This is a genomic window from Pedobacter heparinus (genome assembly GCF_032678725.1).
Lineage (GTDB): Bacteria > Bacteroidota > Bacteroidia > Sphingobacteriales > Sphingobacteriaceae > Pedobacter > Pedobacter heparinus_A.
Genome location: NZ_JAVTSC010000012.1, coordinates 189755 through 203343, shown reverse-complemented (window position 1 = coordinate 203343; position 13589 = coordinate 189755). Strand labels below are relative to the sequence as shown.

Below are 13589 nucleotides of genomic sequence, written 5' to 3'. Positions count from 1 at the left end.
GCTTGGGCGGTATAATGTGTGCCCGCTAGAACGATCGTCATCTCGAACCACAGGGAGAGACCTCTTGTTTAGGCATAGTTCAAGAGGTCTCTCCTATCGTCGAGATGACGGGGCGGGGCATGCACAAGACTGACGATCGCTTTAAGGACGACCGACTTATATAAATCTTGATATTCCAGATCTGAATATATAGTTAACAAATTTTATTAATCATTAAAAAAACAAAAACATGAAAAAAGTTTTCAAAACAAGTTTGGTAGCTATTGCTATGGCACTAACAGTTACTGTTGCCTATGCGACAACGGCGAAACATGCGCCAAAGGCCAATGAAAATGAGTACACCTGGACCAGGGTGGGTGGTGAAACACCACCGGAAGAAACCAACCCTTTTGTAGGTACTAAAACTGACGCCGAGAATTACTATGGCTGCAGTGGTACGGTGGACCAATGTGCCGTTGGCACATCGACCAGCCTTGGCGTACCGCCGGAAGTGATTTACCAGCACTAACCCTGTAGGGTTAAACATGGGCCTTATAGTTTTGGGCAAGGCCCGGGGGCAGGAGAGGATTCCTGCCCTCAATTAAAATTAACATTTTTAGCAATGCACAATAACAAATTGTTGTGCTCCATTTAATAAAATGAAAACCCTGGGCGAAAAGATACGCTGGCTGCGCTTAAAGCGGAATTGCAAGCAATTCACGCTGGCAGAAGCATTGGGCATATCCGCAGCGGCAATGAGCAAAATTGAAACAGACCTTACGGATCTGAGCGTTTCAAAATTAGCGCTCATTGCCGCTTTTTTTGAGCTAAGCCCTGGTGCCATACTGGATGATGAAGAACCGGGCACAAATGCCAACGCAGCCCTTATCAGCAGCCTTAAAGATGAGCTGTTGCTGGCCGAGCAAAGACTGGTAAAGTTACAGGGCAGGCTGATTGAGCTGTACGAACAGCATGCGCAATGACAAAAGCAATTTTAATCCGTATTGAACGCTTACTGCGCCAGCATTTTAAAGAACAGCGCGAACATTTGGAAGAAATGAAAAAGGCTGCTGAAAAAGACCATTGGCTGGATAGCGCAACGGTTAAACAGATGCTCCGCATATCTGACCGTACTTTATACGAATACACACGCAAAGGCAAGCTGGTTTGCGAAAAGCGGGGTTCTGTAAATTTTTACCTGGAAGCCAGTGTTTTGAAATTGGTGAAGGGTTGAGATTAGCTTAAAATTGATGCAGGATCAATTACAGGCAAAATGGCTCCATCCAATACTGTGCCAGCAGTTCGGGTTAGAATGATTCCCCTGGCTGTTGAATAAACAATACTCATTAGTGCTATACCTAAGTCTTTATGTATTTTTATTGTAGGTTCTTCGTTTTCATTTTTTTTCTCATCAACAAAACGGAATTCATCTAGATTCTCTATGATAAATACAAACTCTATAGTGAAGTTTGCTGAAATTATAGGTTCCCTATTTTCATCGTTTTTTCTGAAGTCTGTACTGAGAACTATTTTGCAATCATTTGTATTCCTTGAAAACTGGCTTTTAGTTTTCACCTGATATTCCATCTTATCCCAACTATTGGAAGCTATACCTTGAGCAGTATTTACCTGCGCGTTAGTAATATTAATGCTGCTGATAAATATTTTTTCGGGTACAACTACTGACTTAGGCTGCGCTCGTGTCATGATTGGAAGGTTTTTCTACAAATTTCACTTTTACTTCTTTTGCGTCTACAGTGAAAGTACTATCACTCAATATCATTTTCTTCTCTCGGTGAATTACAGTGGTTTCACCGTCAGACTTCATGGCAAATGAAGTATCGTACAATACTATAGTTGGTTCGTTGTGTATGCGGTTTAGCAACTCGCCGGTAACTTTTTTGGCTTTTGCATCAAACGTTGCATGGATTTTTTGCGCAATATTTTTTGGCGTGGCTAATATTTCCTGACCCAATACAGCCTCAATTTTACTAATGGTCTGGAAAGTAAAATTATGTGTACCTGATAACCACTTGCTGATTTCAGACTCAGATTTACCAAGTTCTGTTGCCAGTTTCTTCTGCGTCCATCCCTTCTCTTCCAAAATGTGAAATATCTGCTCTATAAGTGCCAGATTTTTTTTCACAAATATCCGATGTTCAGGCTGTACATTCTGACGTGCTTTTAGAAATCTTTCGTTTATCATTTTAATGAATTATTATCTCATCTCCATCTACCGGCATAACCCGGCCCTTTTGGATCTTGTATTCAATATTATATGTTTCTGCTACCTTTTTTACAAAACCTTGTGCTTCATGAAATGCTATTGGTGACCTATCTTTCGGGCCAGCATGGGCTTCGCCCCCACCCAAAAGCAACCACACATTTGTTGCCAATTCAACATAATATAATCGTAAATTGTTTCCGGTATATTCCAATGTAATTTCTCTGACCATTTTTTCCGGAGGCAATGCAAATGCTCTGGCTTCGTCCCTGGGACGAGAAATGATATGAGAACCTCTTGCTGCAATTTCATCAATCAGCACTTGTATATGTAAAACATCGTCTCTCAACTCATGTCCTTCGCGATCATATTTATCTAAGAATTTCACAGTTTCGGAAATTTGTTCGTCATCGTATTTCACTGTATAAAAATTACACATGTTCTGTTCGTCAACGTAAAATTCTTCAATTACAAAGGTCTTCACTTTTAAGTTAAGTACAAATTAAATGTAAATTTTTGATACTTCATCGGTTTTAAAGTATTATTTACAATAATCAAACTTAATTAATTTTTAAATCCTGGCGGTTAGGGTTAATAATTTCTTTTCAGTTTTAATTTCGGACCCCTTTGAAAATTCATTCTAGTCCATATCGACTTAATTAATGCTTAGTTTATAATTAAAGTATCTCTTTTCCTAACTTAGGATATGCAAAGTAATCAAGAAATATTACGTCAGGCGTACTCTTACATCAGTCAGTCGATGGCTGGTTTGGAAGTAGAAAATCCAAAAATAGATTTTAAAGCGAGGTGGTACAAATTAACTGAACAAAGGGGTATCAATGAATTTATAAAAGATACCAGTGCAATTGCCAACTCCTTTGGTCCGGGAGGTATGATCATAATTGGCTATGACGATAAAAAGAAAGAACTGGCTCATGCCAAATTCTCTGATTGTTGCTTAAAAGATTCATCCCAATTACCAGATCTGATTAATAAACGTATAGATAGATTGTTTCAGTTTGAACTCATAGAAGGTGATATACTAGGATTTATTGTATCAATAATTTACATACCGCCATCAATTGATAAGCCACATGTCATTCGGAACTATCAGACTTTTGACAAGGTAACCGAAGCAATTAAAAGTAACGACGATCATAAGATATTTATTCGCAGGGGCTCCAGTACGTATCCGGCCAGTAAAAGTGATCTGGAATTAATGTACTATGACCGGAAAAATGTTCAGCCAGATTACGAATTGCTGTCTACCATTCCTTTACCTGCATTTACCCTGGTTTTAGTGCCCAACACTGCAGGTCAAAACTTTTTAATGGCTGATTTTAATATCATTATAGAAAATATTGGCAGACGACCTGTATCAATTAGTTCGGTCAGTTTCAAATTGAGTTTATTTGATGATCCATCTGATTACGAAATAATAGAATTTAAATCAATAGCGAAATATGTTGTTGAGCCAGTCATTTTACAATCAGGAGAACTTAGGAATGTACATTTCCAAACTGAAACGGCTAGGAAGGAGCCGTCTTTTGGCCTCCAAAGACTGTCTAAAGAACTTAGTGAACAATTAAAGCACATTAAAATTACTGCGTACCGTTTAACCTTATCAAATGGAGAGTTGATCAATAGTTCGCCGAAAATTTCGTGTTAGCGTCTTTTCTTTTCAGCATAAACAGAACGATAAATGAGAGAGAATATGTATACAAAGGCAAGCTGGTTTGCGAAAAGCGGGGTTCTGTAAATTTTTACCTGGAAGCCAGTGTTTTGAAATTGGTGAAGGGTTAGGCTATGTTAGTTATAAGCAATGGTATGCAAAGTGCCATTCACTTCCAAAAATTCGGGCCTCAATTTCTCAGGATAAGTAAACATTAGTATTCTCGATGCATGTTCTCCCGCTTTTAATTTCAGCTCATCCCGGGCGCCAATAACAACAGCTGTGGCCTGATAAATTCTTGATACAGGATACTTGGTTTTCGTTTCTGGGTTGATTAGCCAAAACTTTGTCAAATCTATTTTTTGATCTGTACCAAGCTTATTAGTGATCAATAGGGATATTTGTACAAAAGTGTGTTTTCTGGGAGCTACATATCGTCCGCCCCATGCAGACTGCTGATCCATGGTTTGCACCTTTTTCATTTCAACATCAATACCATCTTCAAATGTGAGTTTATTTTGGGCCAACTGATAGTTAGTTGCACATGACGATAGCATTGCAACGATAAATAATAGTGCTAAGGAGCAGCGTAGATTTGGGACCATAAAATGTTAATTTAGATACGTAAAGCTAAACACTTTTTGAAAAATGAAACAGCTGAAATGAAATAATGTAGTTAACTGCTTCCGGTGCTCCGGCAAATGTTCGGCAATCTCCGGCAGGTACACCCTGGTTGTTAGGTTTTTATAGATGATGTAAATACGTTTGCCCTTGTCTACTTGCAAGGATGACCAGTTTACAGATTTATGAATTTAAAAACCTATTACAATGGGAAAACTATTTGCGGGTCCATTTTGTGACCTCACCGGAAAAACCGGTAACAACGTTGGGCGTTGGGTTAAAGGGAAAAACATCTTTGCCATTAAGCCCCACAAATCATCTGTACCGCCAACCCAGCTGATGCTGGACCAGCGGTTTAAGTTTGGCTTAATAACCAGTTGGGTAAGCCGCATCAGTAAACTGGTAAAGCCAGGATTTGATGATTACGATGCAGGCATGACACCCGTAAATGCGTGTGTAGGCTATAACCTGAAGCGCGCGGTTACCGGTGTATCGCCAAATTTCACCATCGACTACAGCAAAGTGCTGTACAGCCGTGGCAAACTGGATTTACCAAACACTCCTGTAATTGCCATTACCGTAGCAGCCAAACTGGATTATTCATGGCTTGCAGTTACAGGCGACACCAATGCAAAACCTACAGACAAGGTTACGTTTATGGTTTATAATCCAGATAAGGACAAGTTTGTTACGCTGCAGGGTGCGGTTGTAAGATCGGCCCTGGCCTACAGCTTGCAGCTGCCTGGTGATTTTTCGGGTGATACCGTAGAGGCGTATTTTTCTATGGTATCGGCTGATGGGAAGCTGGTAACTGACTCGTATTACGTAGGGTCGTTTTTAGTGTTGTAAAATTTACGGGGGTAGTTTTCTGCCCCCGTTTTTATTTAATTAAAATTAGATTATTATGAAAACATTGAGTTTAAGAATACCGGTTGGAATACCAGTTCAAAAAATAGAGTCTTACCTGGTTGCATTGATATTGCTGCTGGTATGGTTTACCGCCCCGGAATTTATGGATGCCACTACCGGATATATTGACCCTAGTATTTGGTTATTGGTTCTGCTGGCTATGATTAGTTTTTTAATCATGCTGGCTTTGTGCTGGTGGTTACTAAAACGCTTTTGGGTAAGCATGGGTTTGCCCGATTTGGGTGAAATGGTTTTACAGTTTAAGGAACTAATGTTATGGGAGCAATTAAAATTTGTATTGTGCTTGTTTGCTTTGCTATTGCTGGGCGCAATTGGGGCATTGATAGCAATACTATAGCCACCTCGTCATCTCGACCCGCAGGGAGAGAACTCTTGTGTATGCATAGTTTAAGAGATTTCTCCTATCGTCGAAATGACGACAAAATGTTTAAAGAAAAATTTAACAAAAAAGAATATGAAAGAGTTATTAGCACCGCCCGCAAAGAAATCGGGGTTAGGGAAACAGGTTGTGAAAATTGTGGTGTCGCTATTGCGCGATATCTTGCTTATGTGGGCTTCAAAACGCCTCAGCCCTGGTGCGCGGCGTTTGTAAGTTGGTGCCACGCTAAAGCTGGTTATCCGCAGCCCAGAACCGCCTGGAGCCCGCATTTGTTTCCAAAAGAGAGATTAGTTGCAGCTCCCGCAATTCATTGGGATGACAAAAAGATGCGGGGATTAGTTTACGGTTTATATTATCCATCACTAAAAAGAATAGGACATTGCGGCCTGGTTGAATCCATTAGAAACGACCTGATTTACGGCTTGGAAGGCAATACCAATTTAGCAGGATCAAGAGCCGGTGATGGGGTTTACAGAAAGGTTAGGCATAAGCGTACCATAAGTAAGTATGCGGATTGGGTAAAGTAGGGGCCAGAGAAGCGAGGGGGTTAAGCATGATGCTTACCCCCCTCGCTTTAAAAGAAAAATTACCTTCTGCGAAGCGGCATAGCGTCTTCGCGCTTCTTCAGCGCGATTATGCAGCCGCAGAGTAGAACGGTTATTTTTCAATGTCCTTTTGTTTCGTTAAATAATAAATAGGAATCCCAATAAGTACAATAATAAGTCCTGGCCAGGTGAATTGTGGTTTGAACCAAATTAATAAAAGACAAAAACTAATACCCAGAATAATATATAAAGCCGGCAATAGCGGGTATCCAAATGCTTTATATGGACGCTCAGCATCAGGCAATCTTTTCCGTAGAATAAATATTCCACCGATAGTAAGTACATAAAATATTACTACAACAAAGGAGATCATGTCCAGCAGATCACCATACTTACCACTTAGGCAAAGAATCGCAGCAACCAGGCATTGTGCCCAAAGTGCCCATTGCGGTACTCCATGCTTGTTTAATTTTCCTGCATTTTTAAAGAACAGGCCATCTTGCGCCATAGTATAATACACTCTTGACCCTGCAAGAATAAGACCGTTATTACAGCCAAAGGTTGAAATCATGATCATCACTGCAATCAATGCTGTACCAATACTACCAAAGATAACCGTAGAAGCTGTTACCGCCACCCTATCCTTTGCAGCATGAGCTATTTCATCCATAGGTAATACCGCAAGGTACACCAGGTTGGCAGCCACGTAGATAATCGTAACGATAAGTGTACCCAGGAACAGACTAAGGCCGATATTCCTTTTCGGATTCTTCATTTCACCTGCAATAAAGGTAACGTTATTCCAGGCATCGCTACTAAAAACAGAGCCCACCATAGCGGCTGCAATGCCACCCAACAAGGCTGTTCCGGCAATTGGTGTTACACTAAAGCCTGCAGCAGAACTACAGCTATCTATTAACGCAGCCTTTGTAGCCATCCATGCATTGGTCCAGTTAGCCTGCCATACCTCCGGTTTAAACATAACAACACCGGCAATGATCAACCCGAATAGCGCCAGTAATTTGGTGGAGGTAAAAATATTCTGGATCCATTTCCCACCCTTTACACCGCGGGAATTTGAATAGGTGAGCAAGGCTATAATAGCTATAGACATGAACTGTGCTGAACTTACAGAAAAATAAGTTGGAACATTACAGGCATCAAGCCCTGTCTGTATTTTCAGCAATTTATTGTCTTCGCTCAATGCCGGGATCAGGTAAGCTGCAAATTTAGAGAAAGCAACACCTACAGCCGCTATTGTACCTGTTTGAATCACAGCAAACAAACTCCAGCCATATAAAAAGGCAATAAGTTTGTTGTAAGACTCTTTAAGGTAAACATACTGTCCGCCAGCCTTAGGGTACATGCCGCTCAACTCTCCATAGCTTATGGCAGCAGTCATTGTCATCAGCCCGGTTATTACCCATACGGCTATCAGCCATCCGGCGCTGCCTACATTGCGTACAATATCAGCACTTACTATAAATATCCCTGAGCCGATCATTGAGCCCACAACTAGCATGGTACCGTCTAGCAATCCAAGTTCTCTTTTAAAGGAACCATCTTGGTTTTCTTTCTCCATTTTTACGTTGGTTGGTTTGGTTTAAGGGCGTTATGGCTAAACACAGATCAGGAAAAGCCCTTATTTAAGCGAATATATTTAAAAAACATTGTTGTGTGGCAAGCCCTGGTTAATTAAAAATAAAAAACAGCCTTTGAATGGCCAAAAAAGCACAATGTATTAAATTTAAAAAAAAGGATTGCAATCAATTGATTAAAAATTTGTTAATTACGTTTACACAGTTATTTTTGCTGTCCTCCTGATTGTGATCAAACGCTTAAAAGAACCACAGCAAATTGCAAAAGGGAAAAACCAAACAAAAATAAAACGAGTTAAATAACCTAAACGAGAAGATTTAAAGTATGGAGTTTTTACAAAACAATTTAATTTACATGATCCCTGTATTGGGCTTAATTGGCATTCTGGTAATGGCAATTAAGAGTGCATGGGTGAATAAGCAGGATGCTGGTGATGCCAACATGCAGGAGCTGGCAGGATATATAGCAGATGGAGCTATGGCTTTTTTAAAGGCCGAATGGAGGGTGTTGAGTATTTTTGTGGTATTTACAGCTGCATTACTGGCCTACTCCGGAACCATACACGAGGTAAACGGTATAGCCCTACACTCCAGCTGGATCATTTCGGTCGCTTTCATTATCGGCGCTGTATTTTCTGCAACTGCAGGATATATCGGGATGAAAGCCGCTACTAAAGCCAATGTCCGTACCACACAGGCAGCAAGGACCAGCCTGAAACAAGCTTTAAAAGTATCTTTTACAGGCGGCACCGTGATGGGACTTGGTGTTGCAGGCCTGGCCATTTTAGGTTTAGGCGGATTATTTATTGTTTTTCTTCAGATATTTGATGTGGTTGCGTCAAATAGCGTAGAAATGAAAACAGCAATAGAAGTACTGACCGGATTTTCGCTTGGTGCAGAATCTATTGCCTTATTTGCACGTGTTGGTGGCGGTATTTATACCAAGGCAGCCGATGTTGGCGCCGATCTGGTGGGTAAGGTTGAGGCCGGCATTCCCGAAGATGATGTGCGGAACCCGGCTACCATTGCGGATAACGTAGGCGATAACGTAGGCGATGTTGCCGGTATGGGCGCCGATTTATTCGGTTCTTACGTAGCTACTATTCTAGCCACGATGGTATTGGGACAGGAAATTGTAGCTGCCGATAATTTTAACGGTATGTCTCCGGTGCTCCTTCCAATGGTAATCTGTGGTTTGGGAATCCTTTTCTCTATCGTAGGTACCTGGTTTGTGCGCATTAAAGGAGAAGACTCTAACGTACAAACTGCTTTAAACTTAGGAAACTGGGGATCAATTGTAATTACAGCAATTGCTTCATTTTTTATCGTAACCTGGATGTTGCCAGCGCAGTTGCATTTACGTGGTGTTGATTTTACCAGTATGGATGTATTTTATGCCATTATAGTAGGTCTGGTAGTAGGCACTTTAATGAGTATCATTACAGAATATTATACGGCTATGGGCAAAGGCCCCGTTAATTCCATTATCCAGCAATCGGGTACGGGCCATGCTACCAATATCATTGGCGGTTTATCAGTAGGGATGAAATCTACGGTTGCCCCTATCCTGGTTTTAGCAGGAGGCATCATTTTTTCTTATGCTTTTGCAGGTTTATATGGAGTTGCGATAGCTGCAGCGGGCATGATGGCTACTACAGCCATGCAGTTAGCCATTGATGCTTTTGGGCCAATTGCTGATAATGCAGGGGGTATCGCAGAGATGAGCCAGTTGCCACCTGAAGTGCGTGAGCGTACAGATAACCTCGATGCTGTTGGCAACACTACTGCAGCTACGGGTAAAGGTTTTGCGATTGCTTCTGCAGCCTTAACTTCGCTAGCCTTATTTGCAGCCTTTGTGGGTGTTGCAGGTATTTCGGCAATTGACATTTATAAAGCACCAGTTCTGGCTGGTTTATTTGTAGGTGCCATGATCCCTTTTATCTTCTCTGCTTTGTGTATTGCAGCAGTTGGTAAGGCGGCTATGGACATGGTACAGGAAGTTCGCCGTCAGTTCCGCGAAATTCCAGGTATTATGGAATACAAAGCAAAGCCGGAATATGAAAAATGCGTAGCCATTTCAACTAAAGCTTCTATCCGCGAAATGATGCTTCCAGGTGCCATTGCATTATTGGTGCCAATCATCGTTGGCTTTGGCTTTAAAGGCGTATTTCCTGCGGTAAGTTCAGCAGAAATATTGGGCGGCTTACTGGCTGGTGTTACGGTATCGGGTGTATTGATGGGTATTTTCCAGTCAAACGCCGGTGGTGCATGGGACAATGCCAAAAAATCCTTTGAAAAAGGCGTAGAAATTAATGGCGAAATGCATTATAAAAAATCTGAACCGCATAAGGCTTCAGTAACAGGTGATACGGTTGGTGATCCTTTCAAAGACACTTCAGGGCCTTCTATGAATATCCTGATTAAACTGATGTCCATTGTTTCGCTGGTCATTGCACCGTACATTGCGGTAAGCACTTCAACTGCTACCGTAAAACTGGAAACACCTGCAAAACAAACTGAACTTGCCCTTAAGCCGGTTACCCAGTTAAAAGTTGTTAAGGTTACCGAAAAGGCTGCAGGGATTAAAAAAACAGTGATTGAACATTTTTAACTACTGAATATGATGACAAAAGGGATTCTGAAAAGAATCCCTTTTATTTTTAGATATATTTTCTTTAGGTTTGACGGATTATGATAGGATTATGACAATCATAAGCTAACCTGAAGAATTAAACGGCATAGAAAAAACTTGTTAAACTAAACCACAAACTATGAATTTTAGAAAGTCGATTGACTTACTCACCAAGGAAGCAGCTGAGAGCGGTGAGGGAACACTAAAAAGAACATTAGGCCCGGTAAACCTGGTTGCGTTGGGGATCGGGGCCATTATTGGTGCGGGACTTTTCTCTATCACCGGTTCTGCAGCAGCCAACAATGCAGGTCCTGCCATTACCATCTCTTTTGTTATAGCTGCTTTAGGATGCGGTTTTGCAGGATTATGTTATGCCGAATTTGCCTCCATGATACCGGTAGCCGGCAGTGCCTATACTTATTCTTATGCCACTATGGGCGAGTTTGTAGCCTGGGTTATTGGCTGGGATCTGGTACTGGAATATGCCTTAGGTGCTGCAACAGTATCTATCAGCTGGAGCAGGTACCTGGTCAAGTTTTTAGCCTACTACGATGTTCACCTACCCGCAGAGGTAACCATGTCACCTTTTGAGCATGCCACTTTACTGGACGGAACGGTGGTTTCCGGTATGTTTAACTTACCGGCAGTTTTTATCATTGTGCTGATGTCCTTTGTACTGATCAGGGGCACCAGCGAATCGGCCTTTGTAAATGGCCTCATTGTAGCCATTAAAGTGGTAATTGTTTTCATCTTTATCTTTTTGGGATGGAAATACATCAATACAGATAACTATTCTCCTTACTTTATTCCTGGTGATAAACCAGGTCATGAAAGTGTATTTACACATGGATGGGGAGGGGTGATACGGGCTGCCGGAATTGTCTTTTTTGCCTACATCGGTTTTGATGCTGTTTCAACTGCCGCGCAGGAAGCCAAAAATCCAAAAAAAGATATGCCTATCGGCATCCTGGTTTCTTTATTTATCTGTACCATATTGTATATTCTTTTTGCACACGTAATGACCGGCGTAGCCAATTACGATCTGTTTAAAGGTCAGGACGGTATTGCACCGGTTGCTGTTGCCATCGATAACATGGGCACTAAAGACGCGGCTGGAATTGTAACGCCTGCTTATCCATGGTTAAATAAACTGATCATCCTGGCTATCCTGGGTGGCTATGCTTCTGTAATCCTGGTGATGCTTTTAGGTCAGTCAAGGGTATTCTTCTCGATGAGTAAAGATGGTTTATTGCCTAAGGTGTTCTCAAACGTGCATCCTAAATACAGTACCCCTGCCAAAAGCAATTTACTGTTTATGGTATTTGTAAGTTTGTTTGCTGCCTTTGTACCGGCTACAGTTGTTGGTGAGATGACCAGTATTGGCACATTACTGGCCTTTATCCTGGTATGTATCGGGGTAATGATTTTGAGGAAACGCATGCCAGATCTACCCAGGGCATTTAAAGTCCCTCTGGTACCGTTAATCCCTATACTGGGTGTTGTGGTTTGCCTGGGCATGATGGTGTTCTTACCACTGGATACCTGGGTCCGTTTACTGGTATGGATGATCATAGGTATCAATGTTTATCTTTTCTACGGCATGAAGAACAGTCTGCTTTCGGACAACAACCAACTTACACTGATGAAGAGTACTAAAACTGTTTCTTATATTGGTTTTGTACTGGCCATACTTTTGATCATTGTTGCGATTATACACCACCACATCACTGATGGAGCAGATACAGGATTGTATTATTTTTCACTGATTTTTGCTGCCGCACATTTAATCCTTTACCTGTTTAAAGCGAATAACGCTAAACATGTGAAGATCAAATAAATCCATTTTATATAAAAAAGCCGCCTGGTATGTATACACCAGGCGGCTTTTTTATATAAACGAATCGGGTTTTTATTTTGTGCTTAGGTTAACTCTTCACACAGTACTCCATTTTCCTGCAGGATAAAGGCAACAACATCTGCACAGGGCACAGAAGAAGCTACCCGCAGCAATTTATCCTCAAATGTGAACAACCAGTTCTTTTTTCCAAATAAAAGGTTAAAAATTGGCTTTACGGAGATCAGATCGATCCTGTTTTGTACTGAGGTTTTAAAGATAAGCATGTTCATCGTTTATAAATTTAATAGTATAAAGATGGGGCGTAAACCTGAAATGGAAAAGCCACAAATGGTCAGTACCTATAAAGGTTCGGTGAACTGCAATAAATTACCGGTAAATCATGAGGCTTTGTTATCACCTGCGGTTACAACTTTGCCTATAATAACAATAGCCGGATAGGTTAATCCTTCTTTAACAGCAACATCAGGCAGCTCCCCGGCCGTACAGATCACTTTTTTTTGCTGTGGCAATGTAGCGTGCTGAATAATTGCTGCCGGCATATCCCCCAGGCCTGCCTGCTGATAGATCCCAGCAATTTCTTCCAGTTTTTTCATCCCCATATAGATCACTACGGTTGCCGAACTATTAATGGCGCAACGCAGGTCTTTTGACAAACTGCCATCCTTTTTAGTGCCGGTAATTACCCAGATACTTTCGCTTACTCCTCGATGCGTTAACGGAATGCCATTTAAACCACTGGCCTGCATGCTACTGATACCGGGGATATAATGTGCAGGGATACCATGTTGTTCGGCAAACAGCACTTCTTCAAAGCCACGTCCAAAAATGAAAGGGTCTCCCCCTTTTAAGCGGACTACGATCCGGTGCCTTTTTGAATATTCTTTGATCAGTTCGTGAATAACTTCTTGTGGAGTATAATTTCCGTAAGGTTGTTTGCCCACATAGATCAATTCGCAATCCTCCGGAACCATTTCCAGCAGTTTTTTATTGATTAAATTATCATAAAGCACCACTTCTGCCCTTTGCAACACCCGATATCCTTTTAAAGTGATCAATTCCGGATCTCCAGGACCACCACCAATTACAAATAATCCAAAATCACCTGTTATTTCATTCATATTCTACAATATTTTATCAAAAAAACCAATAAA

16 protein-coding genes are annotated in these 13589 nt (G+C 41.3%); 9 read left to right on the top strand and 7 right to left on the bottom strand.

The window, feature by feature from the left end; genetic code table 11:
* The first annotated feature begins 229 nt into the window (after window positions 1–229).
* From R2Q85_RS18375 to R2Q85_RS18365, 3 genes are all read left to right on the top strand, one after another.
* On the top strand, window positions 230–508 hold the full coding sequence (locus tag R2Q85_RS18375; RefSeq protein WP_316813245.1) for a hypothetical protein: 279 nt from the start codon (window positions 230–232) through the stop codon (window positions 506–508).
* Window positions 509–638: 130 nt separating this feature from the next.
* On the top strand, window positions 639–962 hold the full coding sequence (locus R2Q85_RS18370) for a helix-turn-helix transcriptional regulator (protein ID WP_316813244.1): 324 nt from the start codon (window positions 639–641) through the stop codon (window positions 960–962).
* Window positions 959–1213 (top strand): helix-turn-helix domain-containing protein, encoded by a 255-nt coding sequence (locus tag R2Q85_RS18365; RefSeq protein WP_316813243.1) that lies wholly within the window; start codon window positions 959–961, stop codon window positions 1211–1213. The genes R2Q85_RS18370 and R2Q85_RS18365 overlap by 4 nt, the downstream gene beginning before the upstream one ends.
* Window positions 1214–1215: 2 nt before the next feature.
* Here the strand turns inward: R2Q85_RS18365 and R2Q85_RS18360 are convergent, their stop codons facing one another.
* Genes R2Q85_RS18360 through R2Q85_RS18350 form a run of 3 tightly spaced genes read right to left on the bottom strand, consistent with a single transcriptional unit; the run spans window position 1216 to window position 2687 of the window.
* A complete protein-coding gene (locus R2Q85_RS18360) occupies window positions 1216–1686 on the bottom strand; it encodes a hypothetical protein (RefSeq protein WP_316813242.1) in 471 nt (156 codons plus the stop codon).
* A complete protein-coding gene (locus R2Q85_RS18355) occupies window positions 1667–2185 on the bottom strand; it encodes a helix-turn-helix transcriptional regulator (protein WP_316813241.1) in 519 nt (172 codons plus the stop codon). The genes R2Q85_RS18360 and R2Q85_RS18355 overlap by 20 nt, the downstream gene beginning before the upstream one ends.
* A 1-nt stretch (window position 2186) precedes the next feature.
* Window positions 2187–2687, bottom strand: coding sequence for a hypothetical protein (locus tag R2Q85_RS18350; RefSeq protein ID WP_316813240.1), 501 nt, complete (start codon window positions 2685–2687; stop codon window positions 2187–2189).
* A gap of 222 nt (window positions 2688–2909) precedes the next feature.
* Here R2Q85_RS18350 and R2Q85_RS18345 point away from each other — a divergent pair, with 222 nt between their 5' ends.
* Window positions 2910–3872 (top strand): ATP-binding protein, encoded by a 963-nt coding sequence (locus R2Q85_RS18345; RefSeq protein WP_316813239.1) that lies wholly within the window; start codon window positions 2910–2912, stop codon window positions 3870–3872.
* Window positions 3873–4012: 140 nt separating this feature from the next.
* On the opposite strand, the gene R2Q85_RS18340 is transcribed toward R2Q85_RS18345, so the two are convergent.
* Complete coding sequence (locus R2Q85_RS18340) at window positions 4013–4480, bottom strand: hypothetical protein (RefSeq protein WP_316813238.1); 468 nt, start codon at window positions 4478–4480, stop codon at window positions 4013–4015.
* A gap of 223 nt (window positions 4481–4703) precedes the next feature.
* On the opposite strand from R2Q85_RS18340, the gene R2Q85_RS18335 reads away from it, so the two are divergent.
* The 3 genes from R2Q85_RS18335 to R2Q85_RS18325 are packed head-to-tail and all read left to right on the top strand — an operon-like array spanning window position 4704 to window position 6332.
* Window positions 4704–5345, top strand: a complete 642-nt coding sequence (locus R2Q85_RS18335) for a DUF6266 family protein (protein WP_316813237.1) — start codon at window positions 4704–4706, stop codon at window positions 5343–5345.
* A 55-nt stretch (window positions 5346–5400) separates the two neighbouring features.
* Window positions 5401–5763, top strand: a complete 363-nt coding sequence (locus R2Q85_RS18330) for a hypothetical protein (RefSeq protein WP_316813236.1) — start codon at window positions 5401–5403, stop codon at window positions 5761–5763.
* Between the two features lie 41 nt (window positions 5764–5804).
* Window positions 5805–6332, top strand: coding sequence for a peptidoglycan-binding protein (locus R2Q85_RS18325; protein ID WP_316813235.1), 528 nt, complete (start codon window positions 5805–5807; stop codon window positions 6330–6332).
* Between the two features lie 130 nt (window positions 6333–6462).
* Here the strand turns inward: R2Q85_RS18325 and R2Q85_RS18320 are convergent, their stop codons facing one another.
* A complete protein-coding gene (locus R2Q85_RS18320) occupies window positions 6463–7932 on the bottom strand; it encodes an APC family permease (protein WP_316813234.1) in 1470 nt (489 codons plus the stop codon).
* A gap of 341 nt (window positions 7933–8273) precedes the next feature.
* Here R2Q85_RS18320 and R2Q85_RS18315 point away from each other — a divergent pair, with 341 nt between their 5' ends.
* Both R2Q85_RS18315 and R2Q85_RS18310 read left to right on the top strand, forming a co-directional pair.
* Entirely contained in the window at window positions 8274–10559 is a 2286-nt protein-coding gene (locus R2Q85_RS18315; protein ID WP_316813233.1) for a sodium-translocating pyrophosphatase, read from the top strand.
* A gap of 160 nt (window positions 10560–10719) precedes the next feature.
* The gene (locus tag R2Q85_RS18310; RefSeq protein ID WP_316813232.1) at window positions 10720–12417 is read left to right on the top strand and encodes an amino acid permease; all 1698 of its coding nucleotides are present in this window, start codon (window positions 10720–10722) and stop codon (window positions 12415–12417) included.
* Between the two features lie 83 nt (window positions 12418–12500).
* Here R2Q85_RS18310 and R2Q85_RS18305 read toward each other — a convergent pair whose 3' ends face one another.
* A complete protein-coding gene (locus R2Q85_RS18305; protein WP_316813231.1) occupies window positions 12501–12707 on the bottom strand; it encodes a hypothetical protein in 207 nt (68 codons plus the stop codon).
* 108 nt (window positions 12708–12815) lie between these two features.
* Window positions 12816–13556 carry a uroporphyrinogen-III C-methyltransferase gene (gene cobA / locus R2Q85_RS18300; protein ID WP_316813230.1) on the bottom strand — a complete coding sequence of 247 codons (741 nt, stop codon included), beginning with the start codon at window positions 13554–13556 and terminating at the stop codon, window positions 12816–12818.
* Between the last annotated feature and the right edge of the window lie 33 nt (window positions 13557–13589).